A 22,989-nucleotide genomic window follows, 5' to 3' on the forward strand; every position below is an offset into this window, starting at 1 on the left:
GGCTTCCCTTTTATTCAATCAGAAAGGTTGATTATAGCTTTTCAATTTCCTTTTTAATCTTATCGTAGGTTGAATCGCTTACAGGCGCAAGGGGCAGACGAAGCACATTTTCAATTAGGCCCAGTGCATTAAGTGCAGCCTTCACTCCACCAGGGTTACCCTCAACAAAAAGTAAATCTATAAGCTCAATCAAACCCAGGTGTAATTTAGCTGCATCGGTAAAGTTGCCCTGAAGGGCAAGGTTAACCATCCGTGAGAACTTAGCAGGAGCGCAGTTGCCTAAAACCGAGATTACGCCATCGGCTCCCATTGATATTTGCGGTAGCGTTAAGCCGTCGTCGCCAGAAAGGACTAGGAAGTTGGAAGGCCTATCGCGGAGAATATAACCCATTTGGGTTAGGTTGCCCGATGCTTCCTTAACCGCAACAATTTTACCCTGGAACTCATGGGCAAGCTTAAGGGTGGTTTCGGCTGTCATATTCACACCAGTTCTACCGGGAACGTTGTACACAATAATGGGTAAGTGGGTATTTTGAGCAATGGTTTTAAAGTGAAGGTATATTCCCTTCTGCGTGGGTTTATTGTAGTATGGTGTTACTGAAAGAATAGCATCGATTCCGGTTAAATCAAACTTTGCGTAAGCTTCAATTACTTTATGGGTATCGTTACCACCAATACCTAAAACAATGGGTACCCGGCCATTTACCTTTTTAACAACGTAATTGGCCAACTGGCGCTTTTCAGAATCGGAAAGGGTTGCCGTTTCGGCAGTTGTTCCCTGAACTACAAGGTAGTTAACCCCATTGCCAATTAAAAACTCAATAAGCTTATCGAGTGCAGGGTAATCAATTTGATAGTTGGAACTGAAAGGGGTAACCATTGCCACCCCAAGACCTCTGAGTTTAGCGGTGTCCATAAAAATATTTTTAAACTGTTTGTTGGGCAAAACGGTTATTTAAAACCTCAAGGGTGTTATAAATCTGTTGAGTGAGGTACTCTAAACCCAACGATTTATCGACTGTTACTATCAGGTCAAAAGGGTTATTGAAGTAATTTAAAGCACCAACCTTGAACTTAGCTTTGGAAAGCGATGAAACCCACCGGAGCGGTAAAACCTCATCCTGGGTTAAATCAATTAGAATATCAAAGTCTTTTGCTACAAACTCCGATACGACTGGTGATTGGGGCTTTTTATACCAATTAAGTTCACCCATTGAGAAAACCTTTATTCCCTTTTCCATGGTATAAAGCTGTGGTACCTCCTTATCGTTAAAGTAACCAACTGCTTCCACAGTAATGGGAATGCGTTCAAGTATGGACTTAAATCCAACCACTACATCAAAAACCTTAGAATCGGTAAGGTTGAAAACTATACCAACATGGCGGGCAGTAGTTAAATTGTACATCTGTCGTTGGCGTTTCAGGAATTTAGTTAGCTTGCCAAGCTCCTTTAACGACTTATTATACTTGAGATTATCGAACATCTATCTAGGTTTATGTTGAAACGCAATTTTACAAAAAAAACAGTGTAAATCAAAAAAAAGCTTATAGCCTACCCCTCAATAATCCTAAAAAATTCTTCCTCATCAATAATTTTTATTCCCAGCTTTGTGGCCTTCTCGAGTTTTGCCGGTCCCATATTTTCACCTGCCACAAGAAGCGATGTGGAGGCTGAAATGGAGCTAACATTTTTACCGCCATGCCTAGCAATTAACTCCTTAAGCTCATCGCGTGAAACTCGGGAAAATGTGCCTGAAATCACGATTGACATTCCCTTAAGCCTATCGGACAACAGGCTAGTATCAGCAGAGCTAACAGCCATTTGAACACCTGCTGCCTTTAACTTATCGATGAGCATTCGGTTACGTTCATCGCTGAAAAACTCTATAATACTCAAAGCAATACGGTCGCCAACATCCTCAACTTCAACAAGTTGTTCAACGGTAGCAGTAGCAATAGCATCGATACTTCCAAAGTGTTGCGCAAGCTTTTTTGCGGTGGTTTCACCAACGTATCGTATTCCAATGCCAAAAAGAACTCGCGGAAAAGGAACTGACTTTGATTTTTCAATGCTCATAATTGCATTATCGGCCGATTTATCGGCAAACCTATCCAATGCTAAAAGTTGTTCGCGGGTAAGCGAGTATAGGTCGGCAGCATCGCGAATAAGGTTGTTATCGAAGAGCAAGGCAACCGTTTCCTCACCTAAACCATCGATATTCAATGCTTTTCGGCTGATAAAGTGTTCAATCCTACCCTTTATTTGCGGTGGACAGCCATACTGGTTCGGGCAGAAATGGCGGGCTTCACCCTCAGGCCTAACCAATGTAGTTCCACATTCAGGACACGCACCCGGAAAATCGATTGGTTTACTGAAAAGTGACCTTTTCGATTGGTCAACACCAACAATTTTGGGAATTATTTCACCACCCTTTTCAACAAAAACCCAATCGCCAACTCTAATATCAAGCAGCTGAATTTGGTCGGCATTATGGAGCGAGGCGCGCTTAACCGTGGTTCCAGCCAGCTTTACCGGCTTTAGGTTGGCAACGGGCGTTACAGCACCAGTTCGTCCAACCTGAAAATCGACCGAAAGCAATGCGGTTGAAACCCTTTCAGGCTTATACTTGAAAGCAACAGCCCACCTTGGTGTTTTTGCAGTAAGGCCCAGTAGGTTTTGCTGCCGATAGCTGTTGATCTTAATAACAACCCCATCGGTATCAAAGGGCAATTTCTTCCGCGCCTTATCCCAGTGCTCAATGAAATGCTGAACTTCTGTTAAATTCTTGCAAAGGGTCATATGATCCGACACCTTAAAGCCCCATTCCTTGGCCTTAAGCATATTCTCGTAATGGTTGTCGGCAGGAAGGTTCTCGCCCAATAGGAAATAAAGAGTACAATCGAGCTTACGGCGAGCCACCTCAGCAGAGTTGAGTAACTTTAATGTGCCGGCAGCTGCATTCCGTGGGTTGGCAAAGGGTGTTTCACCAATATCCTCGCGTTCACGGTTAATTTCTTCAAAAACATTTCGGGGCATAAATATTTCGCCCCTTATTTCGAACTCCTCGGGGAAATCGGCCCCATGTAACTCAAGGGGAATGGTTCTAATGGTTCGAACATTAACGGTAACATCGTCGCCCATAGTTCCATCGCCACGAGTTACGGCCTGAACTAATCGCCCATTCTTATAGGTAAGACCAATGGCAACCCCATCGAACTTTAGTTCGCAAACGTACTGAAAAGGTTCCGGTAATGCCTTACGGATACGGTTATCGAAATCAGTCAGTTCAGAGTATGAATATGCGTTGGCCAATGATAGCATTGGATATTTGTGCCTTACCTGAACGAACTCCTGCGAGATATCGCTACCCACCCTACGCGATGGAGAATTGGGATCGTCAAATTCAGGGAATTGCTTTTCTAAATCAATTAGTTCGCGCAGGAGCTGATCGTAATCGTAATCGCTAATTTCAGGCTGCGCCTTCACATAGTAAAGGTAATTATGCCTATTCAATTCATTTCGCAAAAATCTGATTCGCTCCAAAGCCCTTTGACTATCCATTTTTAAATAGTTTATGAATTCAAATTTAGGCTGAAAATTGATTGAATGAACTAGGACAGTATCTGAGTTATTAACAAAATTGATTTATGCAAAAAAACTTTGGACTAGACATCCTTTATCCTTTATCCTTTATCCTTTATCCTTTATCCATTACCCTTTACCCTTTCAATATCCCCTTGCAATAGATTAACTAAATGTCGTATTTTTATGGAAAAGCAAATTAGGGCAGATGAAAAACAATGATTTGAATTTCAAGGCATTCGAATTATCCAAGAGTTCGTTATTGAAGAGCATACAGGAACTTCAACCTGACAGTAAGGCCAATCAGGTTGTTGAGGCTCTTGATATGGCAAAATCGATTTATGAAAAACATGGAGAGTGGACCGATTCTATTGCTACACATCTTGTTAACGTTGCCCAAATCTGCTTGAATGAAATTGGACTTGGTACTACTAGCTCAATTGCCGCGTTGTTACACGAAACTATTGAACGCAAATGGTTAACCCCGGTTGAGATTGAGAAAAAGTTTGGAAAAGCAGTTGCCTCAATAGTGTTGAATTTTACTCAAATTTCAGGGCTCGACCCAAAAGATCCAAAAACACAAGCAGAGCTTTTCAGACAAATGCTAATCAGCCTATCGTCCGATGCACGGGTGATACTGATAAAATTAGCCGACAGGCTCGATACCATGCGAAGCCTTAGCAAGGAGCAGCCCGATGTCAGGCTAAAACGTTCATGGGAAACATTTCATCTCTATGCCCCACTTGCACACCGCCTTGGCTTATACAGGCTAAAGTCCGAAATGGAGGATTTAGCCATGAAGCACATCTACCCCAAGGAGTACAAGTACATTATAAAAAGATTACAAGAAACCACAGCCAGTCGGAACAGATTCCTACAAAGCTTTATGGCTCCTATTGAGGAAGAGCTCAGAAGGAGGGGGTTTACATTCACCATAAAGGGAAGAACCAAATCCATATACTCCATTTTCAGAAAGATGCAAAATCAGGAGGTTGATTTTGATGAGGTTCACGACATTTTTGCCATCAGGATTATACTTGATACCAAACCCGAGAACGAAAAATCCGATTGCTGGCAGGTTTACTCCATTATTACCGATAAGTACACACCCAATACGGAACGCTTGCGCGATTGGATTTCGGTTCCTAAAAGTAATGGTTACGAAAGCCTTCATATCACAGTACTTGGACCCGAAAACAAGTGGATAGAGGTTCAAATCCGTACTGTGCGAATGGACGAAATAGCCGAAAAAGGTCTTGCGGCACACTGGAAATATAAAGGAATAAGGCAGGAACAGGGAATTGACGAATGGGTTGCCCGCGTTAGGGAAATACTGGAATCGCCCGATACTTCGCCAGAGGATAAGGTTGAGCAATTCCAGATGAACCTTACCAGCAGCGATATCTATGTTTTTACACCTAAGGGTGATATACGAAAACTACCTGCAAAATCGACGGTGCTTGACTTTGCCTTCGATATTCATACCGAAGTTGGCTCGCAGTGTATTGGAGCCATTGTAAACGGTAAGAATACCACTATCAAGCAGGAACTGCAAAACGGCGATGTGGTTGAAATCCTTACCTCAAAGAGGCAAAAGCCCAAAAAGGACTGGCTAACATTTGTCATCACCTCAAAAGCTAAAAGTAGGATAAAGCAGCAGCTCCGCGATATTGAGAATAGTGAAATACAGGAAGGGAAAGAAATACTGCTACGTAGGCTAAAGAACTGGAAAATTGATGATGTTGATGAGGCTTTACGAAAGGTAAACAAACATCTTAAGCTAAAGAAACCTACCGATATCTTTATACTCATTGCCCAAGGTAAAGTTGACCTAACGGCCATTAAGACCCTACTAACCGCCGAGGAGGAAAAGCCTGCCGTTAAGGAAGATATCCCAAAGCCCGAAGCCGAAAAGGCTGAGGTAAAGGAAAGTTCCGATTACCTTGTAATTGACGAAAAACTGGTGAACATTGAGTATAAACTTGCCAAATGCTGCAACCCAATATTTGGTGACGATATTTTTGGCTTTGTGACAGTAAACGAGGGAATAAAGATACACCGAACGTCATGCCCAAATGCGGGTCAGCTAAACCAGCGTTGGCCATACCGTGTGGTAAAAGCACGGTGGAAAGGCTCGTCAAAAGCAGGTGCATTTCAAACAACCATTAAGGTTACCGGAACCGATGAAATTGGAATTTTGAACCGTATATCGGAAGTTATCAGTAAAGATTTACGGGTAAACATGCGTAACCTGAATGTTAGCTCCCGCGATGGTCTGTTTGAAGCTCAAATACAACTATACGTAGAGGACACCAAGCATCTTGAAATGCTGCTATATCGTCTTGGCAGAGTGCAGGGTGTACACAAAGCAATTAGAATGAAATGATTTGCACAAAACCATTAACTAAAAAAGTACCACAGAGTTACACTGAGTACAACAGCGTTGCAAAGTGTCAAACCCTTTGTATTCACTATCAACCATTAACCTATTCTTTAACCTTTATCCTTTATCCCTTTTTCACCTTTCCCCTAAACTTTTTTTAACCAACCCCATTTATTGTTTTCGCATTTTTTGCATTATATTGGTGGCAGGAAATTTTAAAGGTTATGAGAAAGATTTTTTTAACAGCAGCAATAGCATTATATGCGATAAATTCTTTGCAGGCACAGCTTGTTCAGGATTTATACAGAATTTACGAGCCGGTTTATAGAAGTTCTGAGACCGACTCAACTGCTGTGTTTACCCCATTTGGAATAGTTAAGCCCGGAATAAATTACGGTTTAAGCATGGGAACAGGCTATTCCTTTTTGGGCAACGGGATTGGTATGTCCGGGAGCTATATAGCCCCAAGTGTAACCTACTCAAATAACCGCTTACAGGTAGTTGCAGGTGTTACTCTCTCACACACAAATATGCATGGATTAAGACCCGATGGTGCCAATTTTGCTCAACCTTATAGCGGTGCAAATCCATATCAGGCATGGGCATACACTCAATACCAATTCTCAAACCGTTTTAGCGTGTATGCCATGGGAGCGGTATCGCAAAACCAAACCTTATTCTCACCCTTTAATAGCTATATGGGAACTTTTAATAGCCAACAATTTGGTGTTGGATTTAATTACCGTTTAGGTAGTAAAACAACAATAGGAGCTAGCTTTAACTTTGTTAACCGCAATCCGAACAATCTCTTCTTTAACCCAAATTCTCCTTTTGGTTGGTAGAGTATAGAAACTCATATTTTGGGAATACTTAAAAATTTTTCATCGAAACATATTGTAAAAAAGGCTGCTCGCTGAGCAGCCTTTTTATATTAACCCCAATATCGCTATTTCTTTAATCCGCTACGTTTCAGTAACGCATCGATTGTTGGTTCCTGACCACGGAAACGCTTGTAAAGGGTCATCGGATGTTCGCTGCCACCTCTCGATAAAATATTCTCTCTGAAGCTCTGAGCAACCTCACGGTTAAATATTCCCTTTTCCTTAAAAAGCTCAAAAGCATCGGCATCGAGCACTTCGGCCCATTTGTAGCCGTAGTATCCGGCGGCATATCCACCCTCAAAGATATGGCCAAAGGTTACGCTCATATTTGTGCCTTTTACCGGGGGTAGAACATCCAGGGGATTAAGTACCTTTTTCTCAAATCTGTCAACATCTTCAGTTACAGGCTTAGTAATGGTGTGCCATGCCATATCGAGTATTCCAAAACCTAACTGACGTAGCGAAAAGTAGCCTGCCTGAAAATTACGGCTATCAATAATCTTTTGAACAAGCTCCTGCGGGATTTTCTCGCCGGTTTGGTAGTGTACCGCAAATAAGTCGAGGTATTCCTTTTCAACTGCAAAGTTCTCCATGATTTGTGATGGCAGTTCCACAAAATCCCTATAAACCGAGGTTCCGCTAAGCGATGAGTAGTTGCAATCGGTTAGCATACCATGCAGTGCATGACCAAACTCATGAAGGAAGGTAGAAAACTCATAGAAAGTAAGCAACGATGGTTGTTTGTCGGTTGGTTTAGTAAAATTGGTAACAATTGAAACAATTGGGCGAATGTCCTTGCCTTTTTCACGGTACTGTGAACGGAACGAGGTCATCCATGCACCTCCACTCTTACCCTCGCGAGGGAAAAAGTCGAGGTATAGGACTGACATGAAACGTCCGCTACCATCGTACACCTCGTATGCTTTTACATCGGGGTGGTAAACAGGGATGTTAGCGTTAGGTAAAAAAGTAAGTCCGTACAGCTTATTGGCCAGAAGGAAAACACCATCGATAACCTTCTCGAGCTGGAAATAAGGCTTTAGCTCCTCCTCGTTATAGCTATACTTTGCATTCTTAAGCTTTTCGGAGTAATACGACCAATCCCAACGTTCAAGTTTGCCCTTAAATCCCAGCTGGCGGGCAAATTCCTCAACCTCTTTAACCTCCTCGCGAGCAGCAGGCAACGATGCGGCAACCAACTGGTCAAGGAATTGATTAACTCGCTCAGGAGTTTCGGCCATGCGGTTCTCAAGGACAAAGGTGGCGAAGTTTGGATAACCTAGAAGGTTTGCCAATTCTAACCTAAGATTTGCGATACGTTGAGCAATTTTTTGGTTATCGTACTCATTGCCCTTGAAACAACGATTACCGTAAGCCATATAGAGCTGTTTACGGAGTTCGCGGTTATCGGCATACTTCATAAATGGGCCATACATGGGGTAGTCAAGTGTAATAACCCAACCCTCGAGCCCTTTCTGTTTAGCTGTATAGGCAGCAGCATCAATAAGGCTTTGGGGTAAGCCCGCCAAATAGGCCTCATTGGTTATATGTAGCTTATAGCTGTTAGTTTCAGCCAATACGTTTTGGTTAAACTTTACTGTTAACTCGGAAAGTTCACGGCTAATGGCACGATACTTCTCCTTATCGGCCTCGCTTAGGTTGGCCCCATTACGCACAAAACCTTTATAGGTTTTATCGACAAGCATCATTTGTTCAGGAGTGAGCTTCAGGGAATCGCGCTTTTCCCAAACCGCCTTAACCCTTTTAAAGAGCTCAGGGTTAAGGTTGATGTCGTTGGAGAAATCGGTAAGCTTTGGTGAGGCCTCAATCACTATTTGCTGAAGAACGCTATCGGTTTCAGCCTCATTTAAATTGAATAGAATATTGGAAACATCGGCAAGCAGCTTACCGCTATGGTCAAGGGCCTCAATGGTATTCTCAAAGGTTGGTTCTTCGGTATTATTAACTATTGCATCAATCTCACGACGAGCCACTGATATAGCCGAATCAAGCGCCGGCATGTAGTGCTCATGCTTTATCTTATCGAACGGTGGTGTCTGATACGGTGTATCAAACTTACTCAGTAATGGGTTCTTATCGGCTTTTTCCTGACACGATACTGCAAGTAATACTAACATAATGCCCAGAATTGATTTTGATTGTTTTAGCATAACTAATTAATGTTTTTAAAATTTGGTGTCAAAAGTAATTCTTTTTGTACAGATTAATCTTGATTTCGAGAATTTAACCCTTGGTGATGTTTTCGAACAGCTGACCAAGCATTCGGTTTAACTCAATAACCTCAATTGGCTTAAGGTTATGCATGACCATCCCTACTGCTTGTAAGACTATCCTCTCCCCCTCAGGTTTAAAGTTGATAGCAGTTTTTGTAGGTGAAATTAACTCCTTTCGTTTGTCGAACGGCTCTGCCATTTTAGTTACTAAGTCAATGCGTTCCATGCAGGCTATTGTTCGGGAAAGCGAAGCCCTATCGCGATTGGTTAGCTCAGCTAAACGACCTTGTGTTAAAGGATTCTCCTTAAAAAGGTGATTCATAATGAACCAGTAATCGGCAGTAAACTCCTCGCCAAATGCCTCGGTTAACCTTCTTGTAATTTCCCCCCTTATGGCTATTGCAGCCCGGTATAAGTTTTCGGGCAGATTTAGTATCTCAACATTAAATTCATTCATCACAGAATAATTTTTTGGTAGTGCAAAAATAAACCTTAAGCTTTTCCGTTAACACAAATTAAGTATTTTCGCAAAAGTTTTGCATTTTAGTAATTGTAAATAAATGAACCGCAAATTAGCCTTACTATCTATATTTGGATTATTACTTCTTTTGGCTTGTAAGGAAAAGATTGAACCTGGTGTAAGCCAACAGCTTGCCAACCAACGTAAACAAACCCTTTCAAATATTGAGTATAACATTTATATTGATATCCCTGAAAGCGAAAATGCTCCAGTTCCCGGACGTGTTGAGTTGATGTTTGAACTAAATGAGCGCTACAACCTACCAATCGATTTCAGGAATGCCGATAGCTGCCTTTTAAATTTAACCGTTAACTATCGCCAGATTAGTGCCAGGGTAAATAATGGTCATGTTATAATTCCTAAAAGTTACCTTTACCAAGGGCAAAATAAAATTGCAATCGACTTTTTGGCTGGAAAAACCTCACTCAACCGCAAAGGCGATTACCTTTTCAGCTTACTGGTGCCCGACAGGGCATCAACCGTTTTCCCTTGCTTTGACCAACCCAACCTGAAAGCAAGTTACAACCTAACCCTCCAAACCCCTAAGGATTGGGTAGCCGTGAGCAATTCCCCTGTAATTAACAAAATGGAAACTGACACCTCTACCCTTTGGATATTTGACAAGACCTACCCTATCAGCACTTACCTTTTTGCCTTTGCAGCCGGCAAGTTTAAAGCTATTGACTTTGTAGCGGATAGTTTTAAAATGACCATTTACCATCGCGAGACCGATACCCAAAAGGTAGCCAGAAATATCAAAAAAGTGTTTGAGTTGCACCAAAGCGCTATCAAATGGCTCGAAGACTATACCAGAATCAATTACCCCTTCCAGAAGCTCGATGTGGTTCTGATTCCCGATTTTCCATACAGCGGCATGGAGCATCCGGGAGCAATATTTTACAGGGATAGCCGTATTTTACTCGACGAAAATCCCTCGGTTACCCAACAGCTAAACCAGGCGAACCTAATTGCTCACGAGGTTTCGCACCAGTGGTTTGGGAATCTGGTTACCATGAACTGGTTCAACGATGTTTGGCTTAAGGAGGTATTTGCCGGACTTATGGCCGATAAAATTGTTAACCCTCAATACCCCAGGCTAAATCATCAGCTCAGCTTTGTACTCTCACATTACCCCAGAGCCTACTCGGTGGACAGAACAGGCGGCGCAAACCCTATCCGCCAAAACCTCGACAACCTTATGCTTGCCGGGACACTTTACGGCGATATCATCTACCATAAAGCACCCATTGCCCTCCAGCAGCTTGAGCTGATGCTAGGTGAAAATAAATTCAGGGAAGGCCTAAATATCTACCTGAAAAAGTATGCATACAGTAATGCCGGTTGGAATGAATTGATTGAGATTTTCGATAACCTCTCGTCCGATGATATTAAATCGTGGAGCAAACGTTGGATTGATGCACCTGGGATGCCTGCCATATATGTTGATATGGTGAGCGATGTAATCAATATTAGCCAAACCGACAACTGGCTCCCCATGGAGTTTGAGGTTATGATACCTACCACTGCAGGATACCAGACAGAGAAAGTTAGGCTTAATGAAAAGCATACCGAAATTCCGATGCCAAAAAATTTCACGGGGTTAAAAGCAATCATTCCTAACAGTAATGGTTTGGGGTATGGACTTTTCGTTTCTACCGATCGCGATCTAACTCTTTTACAGCTCAATGAATTAGCAAACAACGATGTGGCTCGCGCTTCATTCTTCATCAACCTACATGAGCTTTTTCTAAATCATTTAGTTGATACCGATACATACTTCCGTTTCCTGGCCAATGCCCTTAGCCGAGAAAAAGACCCTCAAATAAGAAACTACCTACTAGGCAATCTGGAAACTGTGTGGTGGCAATTCCTTGACCACACAAACCAAATTATACTTTCGCAAACCCTGCAGGAAGCCTTACTGGGAATATTTAACAACCCAAAAATACCTGCCGATGAGCGCAAACCTGCTTTCCTAACCTATTGCAGAACGTCTATCACTCCTGAGGCTGTTGAATTCATTGAAAATATTTGGGCAGGTAGAGTTCAAATCAAAGGGATTTCAATAAGTGAAAACGACTTCATAGACCTTTCGTTCCAGCTTGCGGTAAGGGAAGTTCACAATGCCGATAGCATTCTGCAGGTGCAGGAGGAAAGAATTCAGAATGCCGATAGGTTAGCCAAGTTCAGGTTTGTAAGGCGTGCTGCCACACCCGACGAAGCCCTACGCGACGACTTTTTCCACAGCTTGCTGATTGCTCAAAACCGTAGGCCTGAGCCATGGGTTGCCGAAGGGCTGCGACTCTTTTTTCATCCCCTTCGAGCCAACCATTCCATCCATTACCTAAGCGCTGCACTTGACCTACTGCCCGAAATACAGCAAACCAACGATATATTCTTTCCAAAAATTTGGCTCGATGCGGTGCTTTACGGTCATAGCTCTACCGAAGCAGCAAAAATTGTAACAAAGTGGATTCAGGAACACCCACAACTATCGCCCAACCTAAAAGGCAAGCTAATGCAATCGGCCGACCTGCTTTTCAGAGCTGCAGGTAGCAAGTAATTATGCTTGCATAAACAGCTGCTTGGCAAGAAACTCAACCACCTTTACGTTTACGGCATTGCCAAACTGTTTATAGGCTTGCTGGGCGTTGCTGTTTATGATGTAATTTTCAGGGAAACTCTGAAGGTTAGCCACCTCACGCGGCGTTAGCCTGCGTTTTTCCCACCCAACAACCGGGATATGCACCATGGCTACCAGTGCTGGAAATTCCGTAGGACGCTTAACCCTTATACCCGAAGGGCGAAACTGAATTATTCCCTTCCAAACCGTATCGATATGTTCACCGGCTTGCCACTCAAACTTGGTGTGGGTTTGAACAAACTCCGAAAGGTAATTGTACTTTTTCAACCATTTATCGATAAAAACTTTGTTTTGGCTGTAAAGCATGCGGTTCTTCTGTACAAAACCAGCCTTCCATGTGGGCAAATTGCTTAAATCATAGACTTTTCCAAACTCATTGGCCCAAATGGGAAAGCCAAGCTTAAGTCTGCCTACACCTTGAATAAATTCATCCCATGCCGATAGCACATACTCCTCGTAATTGCTGATAGCAAACCGTCTATCGGCCTTGCCGTTCAGCACTATTGCCCCATCTGTTTGATTACGATGCGATGGAGGTATTTCAAAATGTAGTTTCCTTAGTTTTGTGGCTGACGAGTGAATCCCAAGGATGAAAACCCTCTCGCGAAGCTGGGGAACCCCAACCTGATGCGGACTAACAATGAGCGGCTTTTCAGTGATGATATAGCCTAATTCCTTTAAATTTTCCGAAATCACTTTCCAAGTCCTTCCCCCATCGTGCGATGCAAGATTGCGAACATTCTCAAGCACAATGTATTTGGGTCGATGATGCTTCAGAATACGCTTTATTTCAAAAAATAGCGTACCCCGGGTATCGTCAAATCCCTGTTGTTTACCTGCTTTTGAAAAGGCTTGACAAGGAAATCCGGCACATAGCACATCGTGCTGTGGGATTGAGCTTGCGTCAACTTCACGAATATCACACAAAGGGTCGAATCCAAAATTGATTCTGTATGTTTCAGCAGCGCTTGGGTCAATTTCCGATGCAAAAACACACTTACCTCCCAACCTGCCCATGGCAATATGAAAACCACCTACTCCGGCAAAAAGATCGATAAACCGAAAACTGCTCATTCTAAAAATTTATGCCAAAAATAGCATTTGTTTGGCTACATTTATTTTACTCCTTGGTTTTATAACCCTTTTTATCATATCTACACACTTAAGGGGTTCCAAACCAATTTATTACTTTAATTTCAAAACCATTGAATTAAGAATATCTTTGTAAAATCAAACATAATAGAAATGGATAATTTAATTGATAGCATCCGTAGCGACCTAAAAAGCCAAGCAACCGAGCAGAACCGAATTGCGGGCGAAAGATTCTTTAAAGAGAATGTAAAACTTTATGGGCTTAAAGCCGCACAGGTTCAAACCATTGCCAAAAATTACTACAGCAGCCAGGTAAAAATGATGAGTAAAAGCGAGATGCTTGCTCTGTGCGAACAGCTTTGGCAATCGGGATTCATGGAAGAAACCTTTATTGCATGCTACTTTACAGAGCGATTTGTAAAACATTTCTCGCCTGAGGACTTTGTAACCCTTGAAGAGTGGGTAAAAAAATACATTAACAACTGGGCGTCGTGCGATACCTTTTGCAACCATACAATTGGCGATATGCTTATGTTGCATCCGCAACTAATTGAAAAGGTAAAGCTATGGGCAAAATCCAACAACCGATGGGTTCGGAGAGCAGCGGCAGTTAGCTTTATCGTTCCTGCCCGTAAGGGCTTATTTCACAATCATATTGTTGATATTGCTACCATGCTCCTTACCGATTCCGACGATATGGTTCAAAAGGGTTACGGATGGATGTTAAAGGCCACGAGCCAATCAAATCAGGAACTTGTATTCAATTTCGTGATGTCGAATAAAGCTAAAATGCCTCGAACCGCTTTAAGATATGCCATTGAAAAAATGCCACCGGAACTTAAAGCTAAAGCAATGGCTAAATAGTTACACCCTAACGTTTTACCTTTTACATTGAAAATTTTCTACCCATTTCAACGATTTTTAAAGTGCATTTTACCAAATTTGCGCAAAAATTTTCTGAGATGAAAAAATCACTGTTTATTACTGCATTTTCTGTTTTTACTGCATTTATTTCAGTAGCACAGGAACAAACCCAAAAACCTAAAATTGAGGTTAAACCTTACGGTTACGTAGCATGGGAAACCATTTTTGATACCTATAAGTCAGTCGATACTCGCGATGGCGAGCTTTACCTCTATCCCTTAAAGCCAAATATCGATGCTAACGGAACCGATGTTAACAAAAAGCATCAGCTTCAAATGCTTTCGCTAACAACACGTTTGGGATTAAAAATATCCGGGCCCGATATACTAGGCGCTAAAACTAGCGCAATGGTTGAAACCGATTTTTATGCCACTGCAAGTGAATATACACGCTTACTGAGAGTTAGACATGCCATAATGACCCTTAAATGGCAGCATTCCGAGCTCATAATGGGACACTACTGGCATCCGATTATTGTAAACGAAGTAATTCCCTCAACCCTTGCCTTTGGTGCAGGGGCTCCCTTCCACTCACTGAATCGTTCCCCTCAAATCCGTTTTACTTACTACCCCATTGAAAAGGTAAGGTTATCGGCAACCGCGTTAACCCAAGGTTACCATAAATCGATGGGCCCAGCTGAGGCACAACGCAACTCCGGACTACCCGAACTCATGGCACAGGCTGCATTCGTAAAAAACAAATCATTTATTTTTGGTTTGTCGGCCGGTTACAAGTGGCTTACTCCCCGACTCTATATTACCAGCTCTAATACTGGCACACATAAAACTGTTGGTCAATACCTATTTAGTGTATTTACAGCAGCAAATATGGCTAAGACTAATATCAAGTTTGAAACAGTTTACGGCGAAAACCTTACTCACCTTATTATGATTGGTGGCTACGGTAGGGTTACTGAAACCAGTGCTGATAGCGATTACGACTACGCAAACCTGCGAACCCTCAGCACATGGCTAGATGTTAACCATAAATTGGGAAAATGGAGCATTGGGGTTTTTGCCGGATACTCAAAGCTACTCGGTTCCAATAAGAATTACTCAACCATTGCCAGCTACCACCGTAACGACGATATGAATTATGTTTACCGTATCTCGCCACGTGTAAGCTACAAGGAAGAAAACTTAGTGCTAGGAATTGAATACATGTTAACCACAGCGGTTTACGGTAAAACCTTCGACGCTCAGCATAAGGTTACCTCATCTCTCGACCCTGTAAGCAATAATCGTATTACAATTAGCGCAAAGTATTCCTTCTAGATTGATTTAATACTAAAACAGATTCTTTGTATTTAATTGTGGCTTGCGTATTGGCAGGCCACTTTTTTATCACTTTATGGCTAACTTTGCATAAAATTAAAGGCGATGGTTCTGGTAAAAAAGACTTTACGCATAGGTTTATTACTCCTGGTGTTAATTATTTCTCTTCTATTTCTTTCACGAAATCTTATTGTCAAAAAAATTTTTAGTAAAACCTCTGCAAGAATAAAAAACAGGTATGGTTTAACAGTTACTTCAAGCGCAGTTGAAGTTAAAGGTTTAAACACCCTTCAGCTACAAAACCTACTTATTGTTGATACAGATACTTTGCTTTGCTCTGAATCCTTTAGGATTAAGCTTAATCCGTTCCATTTGGTATTACTTAAAATCAATCCCAAGCAAATTGATATATCCAGAGCTACGATTAATATTGATAATTTGATTGCTCTAGCAAGCAAGCATACCCTTCAAAACTCAAATGAGAGAAAAAATGAAAGTTCGAGCAACAAAAGGCTATACCGTTTGGTTAAAGCCTTTTTTGGACTTTCAACCGCAACCTTCAATATTAATAACCTACACTTTACCTATTCCGATTCTGCTTATAACGGAAAAGTAACCATTGAAAAGTGGAGTTATTGCAACAATAACTTTACCTCAACGCTAACCCTAAACGATGGCGATAGAACTTCACGGGTAATTGTTACCGGAACAACCAGCAAGCGTAAAAATAGCCTTACCGCAACGGTCACAATCGACCAACCTGAAGCCTACATTCCCTTTACTACACCTGTTCTTGGTGTAAAAGCATCGTTCAAAAAAATCTTCCTTGATTTAAATGCTACCCATATTGAGCCCGGTAGAATAGAATTAAATTTAGTATCGAGCATTAATTCACTTTTGCTGGATAGTAAGCGTATTGCGCAAAAGCCAGTTATAATTGATTCGTGCGGGGCAAACATGAAAATCAGGGTAATACCCAATAGTTTCGTTATTGACTCTCTGTCAACAGTTAGCATTAATGGCTTCAAGGCAAAACTAGGGTTTGAGTATCGTCCACTACCAAGCCGCTATGTATGGTTTACACTCAACACTGGCGAAAACAGCTGGCAATCGCTCTTTGATGCCTTACCCAATGGGTTATTCACAAACCTATGGGGCATAAAGGTGAACGGAACTTTCAGCTACTCGCTTCAGGTTGGTGTTCCCCTCACAAACCCCGATAGCCTAACCATCGCACCAAACCTAAAATCGAAAGGATTTTATGTGCTATCGTACGGAAATACCAACCTTGCCATGCTCGCCGATACCTTTACCCATAGGGCTTATATCGACAATATATATGTCAGAGATATTAAAGTTAACCCCAAAAGTGCAAGCTACGCTTCACTTGACCAAATTAGTTCATACCTACAATGGGCTGTAATAACAAGCGAGGATGGTGGCTTTTACAACCATCGCGGGTTCAGCCTCGATGGTATAACCTATGCAATGGCATGCAACATACGCGAAAAAAGGTTTGCTCGGGGTGGTAGCACTATTACCCAACAGCTTGTAAAAAATGTATTTCTAAATCAGAGTAAGAATATTGGACGTAAAGCCGAAGAAATTCTTATAACCTGGATTACGGAAGATAGCGGTGTAGTATCAAAGGAGAGAATGCTTGAGGTTTACCTGAATATCATTGAGTGGGGGCCCGATGTGTTCGGTATTCGTGAGGCAAGTCAATACTACTTTGGCAAAAAGCCCAGTTCACTTACGCTTCCCGAAGCTTTATTCCTTGCCTACATAATCCCCAGGCCAGCTAAGTTTCGTTACCTATTCGTTACCGAAGGGAAGCTTAAGCCCTTTGTAACTGAAAGCTTCATGTTTGTGGCAAATAAAATGCTAAACCGCGGAAACATCACTCAGCAAGACTATGATAATCTGGCCACCAATCCTCAGGTAACCCTTACTGGGCCGGCAAAAGATTTACTGAAAAAAGAGTCATCATCGGAAAATATCGATTCTGAAGCCAATTTTACTGAACAGGAAAAGGAAACAAATTAGTATCAACCCCTTTACATCGCCCTAAAAATTCATTAAATTTATGGGTGTAAACCAAATCGGATTGATGCTATGAACACACAGGTATCAAAGAATATTGAAGCAGTTGCTGAAAGTATTCAATGGTTTGGGCAAGCAGCAGTAAAAATCATGAACTGCGGAAAGGTAATATACATCGACCCATACCAAATAAAAGGGAACGATAAAGCCGATTTAATTCTAATAACTCACTCCCACTTTGACCACTTTTCGCCCGACGATATAAAAAAAATTGTAGCCCCACATTCGTGGATACTATGTCCATCCGATGTTGCCGATGAAGCCCAAAAATTTGGAGCAGCCAAGGTGATTTCAGTTCAGCCTGGCTTTAACGATGAATGGCATGGCATTGAAATTAAGACCGTTCCCATGTATAACGTAACTAAAACCGACAAGCACCCAAAATCAAAAAATTGGGTGGGCTACCTGCTTAACCTATGCCATGTTTGGCTTTACCACACCGGCGATACTGAGCGTATTCCCGAGATGAAGAGCATTAAAACTGATATAATACTGCTACCCTTAGGCCAAACCTACACCATGAACAGCGTTGACGATGCGGTTGCCGCCGTACTCGACACTGGCGCAAGTGTTGCTATCCCTATACATTACGGGATGTATGAGGGAACCACTGCCGATGTGGATAAGTTTAAGGAATTGCTTAAAGATAAAGTTGAAGTAATAGTGCTACCAAAATCCTAGCTTGTTAGTCGAGGCACTCCACAAACTCCAGCCTCCAGTTTTCAAGCTGGAGTGCTGTTAGGTATCCTGTTCCTGGAATGTAAAGTCCCTTGTAAACACAGCCAGCGTCCAAATCATAAAGCCGACGCTGAGTATCCTTAAACTCTTCTACTATTTTTGCTAATGCCCGTGGAGTATGGCCATGAATAATTTTATAGCCGGGCATAAAGCTGCTAGGGACTTCGGTTGGACGGTTCCACAGCATAGCATACTCATCGGCAAATGGATTTGGCAGCTCATAGTTAAAACCTCCATGAACCAGTAGATACTGATTATCGACTACTACGTAAGGTTTTAGAGATGTAAAGAAATTCAAATGCCGTTTAGGCAAAAAACCATAATCTGTATCAATTGCTGTTACAATTGACTCGTACTGATGCATAGTAGCAAAGCCTGAATTCATTAACCAGAGACTCATTTCGTAATCGCCCTTAATGCAGTCGAGCATCATTTGCTCGTGATTGCCCTTTAGGCAGGTAATATTAAAACCCTCATCAATTAAGTTTATGAGATATTCTATAACACCAGGTGTGTCAGGGCCTCTATCTATATAATCACCCAGAAAGAATAGCCTATCGGTTTTACAAACCGAAAGTTTTACCTCCAATAAAAATCGAAGGGTTTTTGAACAGCCATGAATGTCGGGGATTATAAAAGTTCTCATGGTAATGGTTTATATAAATTTAACACGAAAAATTAACTTTGCCAAGTTTTTTGTAGTTATGGCAAGCGGATACATTATAAAAAAACTTCAAGGGAAAGTTAATCAGGCCATTTACGGTTATAATCTAATTGACCAGGGCGATAAAATCATGGTTGGTTTATCGGGTGGGAAGGATAGCTACGCTCTGCTGGACTTACTGGTAAACCGTCGGAAAGTTCTTCCCATCGGTTTTGAGCTACACGCCTGCCACGTTCAGGCTACCGATATGACCTACCGCGCCGATATTGAATTCATGGAGCAATACTGTGCCCAAAACAACGTGAAATTCCACTTGCGTCAAATCAGTGTAGAGTACAACCCAAACGATAGGAAACCTGCATGCTTTATTTGCAGCTGGAAACGAAGGAAAATGCTATTCACAACTACCCGCGAGGCCGGTTGTAATAAGCTGGCGCTGGGGCATCACCTGGACGATGCCATTGAAACCCTACTCCTCAACATGATTAATCACTCATCAATAAGCTCTATTCCCCCTAAGCTCTCAATGTTTAACGGCGAGGTTTTCCTAATCCGACCGTTAACTACCTGCCTGGATAAGGAGTTGGAAAAGTATAGCCAGCTTTTGGGTTTTCCATCGGAAAAGGAACTTTGCCAGTTCGATAAGGATACACACCGTAATACTGTCCGTGAACTAATCCAGCACATGGAAAAGATAAACCGCGATGCCCGCGAAAACATTTACCGCTCCATGCAAAACATCTTCGATGAGTATATTGTTACCAAGCCCCGTAAAAAGGGGAACTAGCTATCGCCACGACCTAACCATGAACAGGAGCAGCAAACCAAAAATTTCCAAACGGCCAAGCAGCATATCGAACGAAAGGACAAGCAGAGCCGAATCGGATAGCATAGAGTAATTTGACATTGACCCAACCAATCCAAAGCCAGGGCCTGCATTTCCCATACAAGCAGCAGAAGCTGAAAGCGATGTTAAACTATCGTATCCTAAACCGGTAAGAATTAGAGTGCTAACGAATAATACCAAAATATAGAAAACGATAAACTGAACCACAGAATTTACAATCTCATCGTTTATTACGCTCTTACCTATCCGAACAGGAATAACAGCCTGTGGGTGCTGAATTTTTAGGATTTGACTTTTCAGCGCATGGAAAAAGATTACCACCCTATCGAGCTTCATACCCCCGGCTGTTGAACCAGCACAAGCGCATTGAATGGTGAAGAATATTATGATTAGTATTGAAAATGGTGGCCAAATTGATGAATCGGCATTGGCAAAACCTGTTGTGGTCGATAACGATACCACTTGGAATGCTGCATACCTTATGCTCTCACCCCATGTAGGGTATATTTTACCATGCAGGTTAACTGATACCAATGCAATACCTATGATAGTAATCCAAAAGTAATACTTAACAATTGGGGAATTAAAAATATTTTTCTTTTTTAGGGTAATTGTGGAGTACAGTAACCCAAAATGAATTCCCGAAAAGAACATGAACACTATAAAGATGATATCTATTGGAACACTGTTGAAATAGGCTACACTATTGTTTTTTGTTGAAAACCCCCCTGTTGCTACAGTGGCAAATGCGTGGTTAACCGCATCGAACAATCCCATTCCAAACATTTTGAGCAGTATAACCTGAGTAACGGTAAGTCCTAAGTAAACCACCAGGATTACATTCAGCATTTTTCGAGTTCTGTACCTAAAATTTTCCTGCGCCAGCGGCGAAATCTCCATTTTTGAAAGGGTCATCTGGGCTTTACCCAACGATGGTAAAATGATTAGTACAAACACCACTATTCCTATACCTCCCACCCAGTGCATGGATGAGCGCCAAAACAGAATTCCTTTTGGTAGCGCCTCAACATTGGTTAGAATGGATGCACCTGTTGTGGTATAACCGGAAACACTCTCGAATAAGGCCTTAACAAAGGTAAACTCGCCTCCATAAAGCAATAGCGGTAAGGAACCAATAAAGCACGATAAAATCCAGCTAAGAACCACAACCAGGTAACCCTCCTTGTTTGAAAGGTCGGTGGCCTTAGGGACAAAAACCAAAGGGAATACTCCCCAAAGCAGAGTTATTAAAAAGCTGAAAAGCAAGGGCAATTGCCCAGCATCCTTATTATACAACGATATCAAAAACGATACAAAGATAAATGCTGCATTAAATAGCATTACCATACCAATGTATCGGATTATCACATGTGGTCTCATTCGTTCTTCTTTTGAATGCTCTTGGTAAGAATTAGGTCCTTAACCGACTCGTTAAGCTCAAACATCTCATCGCGGGTTTCTATTGTTACATCGTACTGTCTTCTATACTTTGTAAAATTCTGAATCCCTTTTGTTATTCTTTTTATTGGGCTTAACAGATAGTATGAAATCATGTAGTTGAAAATAATAGTAAAAATAACGCTGGTAATAACAATTATGAGTCCTGGTAAAATGGTCCTGTAAGGGCTTTTTTCCAGTACAGAAACCATTTGGTTCAGGTTTTGCTGGTTGAGGGTTAATAAATCCTCCACATTGCGTCGCACTTCTTCAAGTGCAGGATTAACATCGGTTAGGTATTTTTGAAGGCTTGGCGATGGTTCATTAATAAACCCTTCAGCCTTAGCTTTGAATTTTGAGAATGCCAAAGCAATTGAATCAACTGTGCCTGCCTCGCCAGGTATGGTCAGGTTGTTCGATGCCTTTAGCAGATTGTCGTTGAATGTTGACACCGCATTACCAAAAAGGGAATTTGCCTTTTCCTTATCACCCTGAATGGATAACATAACAGCCCTTTCCTGTAGGCTTAAGCTAAAGTTCATCTGCTTTGAGAAATCGATACTCCGGTAGTTGTCCATAAGAAGCCTATTGACCTGATTTCCCAGCTTGGTAAGCTCATAAATGGATATTAACCCTGAAATAACCAGCATTATACCAAGTATGGCAAAGCCAGTTATTATCTTGTAACGAATTTTGAACATGGTATCAGTGTATTATTGTCCTTTATACAGTATCACATCAGCAAATTCTGACAATTTAAAAATATATGCAAATGTATAACTAAAGCTCTATAGCTATTCACCAAATACGAACTAAATGTTCAGTTCACACAACTATTCGGGAAAGATAAACACATTTTGTAATATCAAAATCTGCAAATCCCAGTATTTACAGCATGACGTTAAAAAAAAGTTGATGCTAGATAACATGTAGAGTTTCTAGTCCTGCATCAACCTACGATGACATATAATCATATTAACCTGCGCAAGTTTTTTGTAACTTGGTTGTCTATTCATGAAACAGTTTTCCATTCCATGGACGAGAAAGAGTTAGTTCAACAAGTTGTTCAACATAATAATCATGAAGCCTTTAGCATTTTAGTTGAAAGGTACAAAAAAATGGTTATTACCACCTGTATGGGCTTTTTAGGTAACTTTCACGATGCCGAAGATATTGCACAAGATGTGTTTGTTGAGCTATACGAGTCGTTGCCTGAATTCCGAAACGAGTCGAAACTCTCCACCTGGCTTTACCGAATAGCAGTAAACAAATCGCTCAACTTTTTAAGGCGTAAAAAAAGGGAAACATTCTTACAAAACTTTTTGGGAAACAGGACAAAAGATAGTGCTGGACAAACAATTGACGAAATTATTGGGAAACAGCATTCTGATAGTAACATTGAATTGAGAGAACAGCATAAACAGCTTCGGCAAGCAATGGGCATGCTACCCGAAAATCAGCGAATTGCTTTGGTACTTAGTACATACCATGAACTTTCGTACAAAGAGATTGCAGAAGTAATGGAGACTTCGGTCTCGTCGGTTGAGTCGCTTTTATTCAGGGCTAAAAATAACCTGCGCAAGATAATGGTTAAAACAAAACCCTAAAAAAAGAAAAAGGGTAACGCAAGTTTTAAGATATAAAGTTGTCAAACTAAAAAAACAA

18 protein-coding genes are annotated in these 22,989 nt (G+C 41.5%); 9 read left to right on the forward strand and 9 right to left on the reverse strand.

All coding sequences use genetic code 11. The annotated features are described in order from the left end of the window. Positions 1–31 precede the first annotated feature (31 nt). From dapA to ligA, 3 genes are all read right to left on the reverse strand, one after another. Positions 32–916 carry a 4-hydroxy-tetrahydrodipicolinate synthase gene (gene dapA, locus AB6811_RS10635; RefSeq protein ID WP_369490443.1) on the reverse strand — a complete coding sequence of 295 codons (885 nt, stop codon included), beginning with the start codon at positions 914–916 and terminating at the stop codon, positions 32–34. A 10-nt stretch (positions 917–926) separates the two neighbouring features. Next, positions 927–1,484 carry a DUF6913 domain-containing protein gene (locus AB6811_RS10640; protein ID WP_369490444.1) on the reverse strand — a complete coding sequence of 186 codons (558 nt, stop codon included), beginning with the start codon at positions 1,482–1,484 and terminating at the stop codon, positions 927–929. 68 nt (positions 1,485–1,552) lie between these two features. Further along, entirely contained in the window at positions 1,553–3,562 is a 2,010-nt protein-coding gene (gene ligA / locus AB6811_RS10645) for an NAD-dependent DNA ligase LigA (protein ID WP_369490445.1), read from the reverse strand. A gap of 229 nt (positions 3,563–3,791) precedes the next feature. Here ligA and AB6811_RS10650 point away from each other — a divergent pair, with 229 nt between their 5' ends. After that, entirely contained in the window at positions 3,792–5,969 is a 2,178-nt protein-coding gene (locus tag AB6811_RS10650) for a RelA/SpoT family protein (protein ID WP_369490446.1), read from the forward strand. 221 nt (positions 5,970–6,190) lie between these two features. Then, the gene (locus AB6811_RS10655) at positions 6,191–6,808 is read left to right on the forward strand and encodes a hypothetical protein (RefSeq protein ID WP_369490447.1); all 618 of its coding nucleotides are present in this window, start codon (positions 6,191–6,193) and stop codon (positions 6,806–6,808) included. Positions 6,809–6,912: 104 nt separating this feature from the next. Here the strand turns inward: AB6811_RS10655 and AB6811_RS10660 are convergent, their stop codons facing one another. Continuing rightward, entirely contained in the window at positions 6,913–9,018 is a 2,106-nt protein-coding gene (locus tag AB6811_RS10660; protein WP_369490448.1) for a M3 family metallopeptidase, read from the reverse strand. A 73-nt stretch (positions 9,019–9,091) separates the two neighbouring features. Further along, positions 9,092–9,538 carry a MarR family winged helix-turn-helix transcriptional regulator gene (locus AB6811_RS10665; RefSeq protein ID WP_369490449.1) on the reverse strand — a complete coding sequence of 149 codons (447 nt, stop codon included), beginning with the start codon at positions 9,536–9,538 and terminating at the stop codon, positions 9,092–9,094. 103 nt (positions 9,539–9,641) lie between these two features. On the opposite strand from AB6811_RS10665, the gene AB6811_RS10670 reads away from it, so the two are divergent. Beyond that, positions 9,642–12,164: a M1 family metallopeptidase gene (locus AB6811_RS10670; protein ID WP_369490450.1), complete on the forward strand. Its 2,523-nt coding sequence runs from the start codon at positions 9,642–9,644 to the stop codon at positions 12,162–12,164. Here the strand turns inward: AB6811_RS10670 and AB6811_RS10675 are convergent, their stop codons facing one another. Continuing rightward, positions 12,165–13,319 (reverse strand): DNA cytosine methyltransferase, encoded by a 1,155-nt coding sequence (locus AB6811_RS10675; RefSeq protein WP_369490451.1) that lies wholly within the window; start codon positions 13,317–13,319, stop codon positions 12,165–12,167. It lies immediately after the preceding gene. A gap of 171 nt (positions 13,320–13,490) precedes the next feature. Between AB6811_RS10675 and AB6811_RS10680 the strand changes: the two genes are divergently transcribed. The 4 genes from AB6811_RS10680 to AB6811_RS10695 all read left to right on the forward strand — a co-directional run bounded on the left by AB6811_RS10680 (position 13,491) and on the right by AB6811_RS10695 (position 18,319). Beyond that, positions 13,491–14,201 (forward strand): DNA alkylation repair protein, encoded by a 711-nt coding sequence (locus AB6811_RS10680; protein ID WP_369490452.1) that lies wholly within the window; start codon positions 13,491–13,493, stop codon positions 14,199–14,201. Positions 14,202–14,299: 98 nt separating this feature from the next. Next, a complete protein-coding gene (locus tag AB6811_RS10685; RefSeq protein ID WP_369490453.1) occupies positions 14,300–15,535 on the forward strand; it encodes a hypothetical protein in 1,236 nt (411 codons plus the stop codon). A 105-nt stretch (positions 15,536–15,640) separates the two neighbouring features. Then, on the forward strand, positions 15,641–17,581 hold the full coding sequence (locus AB6811_RS10690) for a biosynthetic peptidoglycan transglycosylase (protein ID WP_369490454.1): 1,941 nt from the start codon (positions 15,641–15,643) through the stop codon (positions 17,579–17,581). Between the two features lie 69 nt (positions 17,582–17,650). Then, on the forward strand, positions 17,651–18,319 hold the full coding sequence (locus AB6811_RS10695) for an MBL fold metallo-hydrolase (RefSeq protein ID WP_369490455.1): 669 nt from the start codon (positions 17,651–17,653) through the stop codon (positions 18,317–18,319). A gap of 4 nt (positions 18,320–18,323) precedes the next feature. Here the strand turns inward: AB6811_RS10695 and AB6811_RS10700 are convergent, their stop codons facing one another. Next, a complete protein-coding gene (locus AB6811_RS10700; protein WP_369490456.1) occupies positions 18,324–19,022 on the reverse strand; it encodes a metallophosphoesterase family protein in 699 nt (232 codons plus the stop codon). Between the two features lie 4 nt (positions 19,023–19,026). Here AB6811_RS10700 and AB6811_RS10705 point away from each other — a divergent pair, with 4 nt between their 5' ends. Then, positions 19,027–19,827 carry a tRNA lysidine(34) synthetase gene (locus AB6811_RS10705; protein ID WP_369490457.1) on the forward strand — a complete coding sequence of 267 codons (801 nt, stop codon included), beginning with the start codon at positions 19,027–19,029 and terminating at the stop codon, positions 19,825–19,827. On the opposite strand, the gene AB6811_RS10710 is transcribed toward AB6811_RS10705, so the two are convergent. After that, complete coding sequence (locus AB6811_RS10710; protein ID WP_369490458.1) at positions 19,828–21,267, reverse strand: TrkH family potassium uptake protein; 1,440 nt, start codon at positions 21,265–21,267, stop codon at positions 19,828–19,830. Continuing rightward, positions 21,264–22,025: a HAMP domain-containing protein gene (locus tag AB6811_RS10715; protein WP_369490459.1), complete on the reverse strand. Its 762-nt coding sequence runs from the start codon at positions 22,023–22,025 to the stop codon at positions 21,264–21,266. The genes AB6811_RS10710 and AB6811_RS10715 overlap by 4 nt, the downstream gene beginning before the upstream one ends. A gap of 333 nt (positions 22,026–22,358) precedes the next feature. Here AB6811_RS10715 and AB6811_RS10720 point away from each other — a divergent pair, with 333 nt between their 5' ends. Then, entirely contained in the window at positions 22,359–22,931 is a 573-nt protein-coding gene (locus tag AB6811_RS10720) for an RNA polymerase sigma factor (protein ID WP_369490460.1), read from the forward strand. Positions 22,932–22,989: the final 58 nt, after the last annotated feature.

The sequence above is a fragment of the Tenuifilum sp. 4138str genome (assembly GCF_041102575.1).
GTDB lineage: Bacteria > Bacteroidota > Bacteroidia > Bacteroidales > Tenuifilaceae > Tenuifilum > Tenuifilum osseticum.

What these genes read in the sequence shown, in the direction of transcription:
- ligA (WP_369490445.1), bottom strand. Translation starts at nt 3,562, where the DNA reads ATGGATAGTCAAAGGGCTTTGGAGCGAATCAGATTTTTGCGAAATGAA.
- AB6811_RS10660 (WP_369490448.1), bottom strand. Translation starts at nt 9,018, where the DNA reads ATGCTAAAACAATCAAAATCAATTCTGGGCATTATGTTAGTATTACTT.
- AB6811_RS10695 (WP_369490455.1), top strand. Translation starts at nt 17,651, where the DNA reads ATGAACACACAGGTATCAAAGAATATTGAAGCAGTTGCTGAAAGTATT.
- AB6811_RS10690 (WP_369490454.1), top strand. Translation starts at nt 15,641, where the DNA reads ATGGTTCTGGTAAAAAAGACTTTACGCATAGGTTTATTACTCCTGGTG.
- AB6811_RS10715 (WP_369490459.1), bottom strand. Translation starts at nt 22,025, where the DNA reads ATGTTCAAAATTCGTTACAAGATAATAACTGGCTTTGCCATACTTGGT.
- AB6811_RS10685 (WP_369490453.1), top strand. Translation starts at nt 14,300, where the DNA reads ATGAAAAAATCACTGTTTATTACTGCATTTTCTGTTTTTACTGCATTT.
- AB6811_RS10670 (WP_369490450.1), top strand. Translation starts at nt 9,642, where the DNA reads ATGAACCGCAAATTAGCCTTACTATCTATATTTGGATTATTACTTCTT.
- AB6811_RS10710 (WP_369490458.1), bottom strand. Translation starts at nt 21,267, where the DNA reads ATGAGACCACATGTGATAATCCGATACATTGGTATGGTAATGCTATTT.
- AB6811_RS10700 (WP_369490456.1), bottom strand. Translation starts at nt 19,022, where the DNA reads ATGAGAACTTTTATAATCCCCGACATTCATGGCTGTTCAAAAACCCTT.
- AB6811_RS10650 (WP_369490446.1), top strand. Translation starts at nt 3,792, where the DNA reads ATGAAAAACAATGATTTGAATTTCAAGGCATTCGAATTATCCAAGAGT.
- AB6811_RS10640 (WP_369490444.1), bottom strand. Translation starts at nt 1,484, where the DNA reads ATGTTCGATAATCTCAAGTATAATAAGTCGTTAAAGGAGCTTGGCAAG.
- AB6811_RS10720 (WP_369490460.1), top strand. Translation starts at nt 22,359, where the DNA reads ATGGACGAGAAAGAGTTAGTTCAACAAGTTGTTCAACATAATAATCAT.
- AB6811_RS10705 (WP_369490457.1), top strand. Translation starts at nt 19,027, where the DNA reads ATGGTTTATATAAATTTAACACGAAAAATTAACTTTGCCAAGTTTTTT.
- AB6811_RS10675 (WP_369490451.1), bottom strand. Translation starts at nt 13,319, where the DNA reads ATGAGCAGTTTTCGGTTTATCGATCTTTTTGCCGGAGTAGGTGGTTTT.
- AB6811_RS10655 (WP_369490447.1), top strand. Translation starts at nt 6,191, where the DNA reads ATGAGAAAGATTTTTTTAACAGCAGCAATAGCATTATATGCGATAAAT.
- dapA (WP_369490443.1), bottom strand. Translation starts at nt 916, where the DNA reads ATGGACACCGCTAAACTCAGAGGTCTTGGGGTGGCAATGGTTACCCCT.
- AB6811_RS10680 (WP_369490452.1), top strand. Translation starts at nt 13,491, where the DNA reads ATGGATAATTTAATTGATAGCATCCGTAGCGACCTAAAAAGCCAAGCA.
- AB6811_RS10665 (WP_369490449.1), bottom strand. Translation starts at nt 9,538, where the DNA reads ATGAATGAATTTAATGTTGAGATACTAAATCTGCCCGAAAACTTATAC.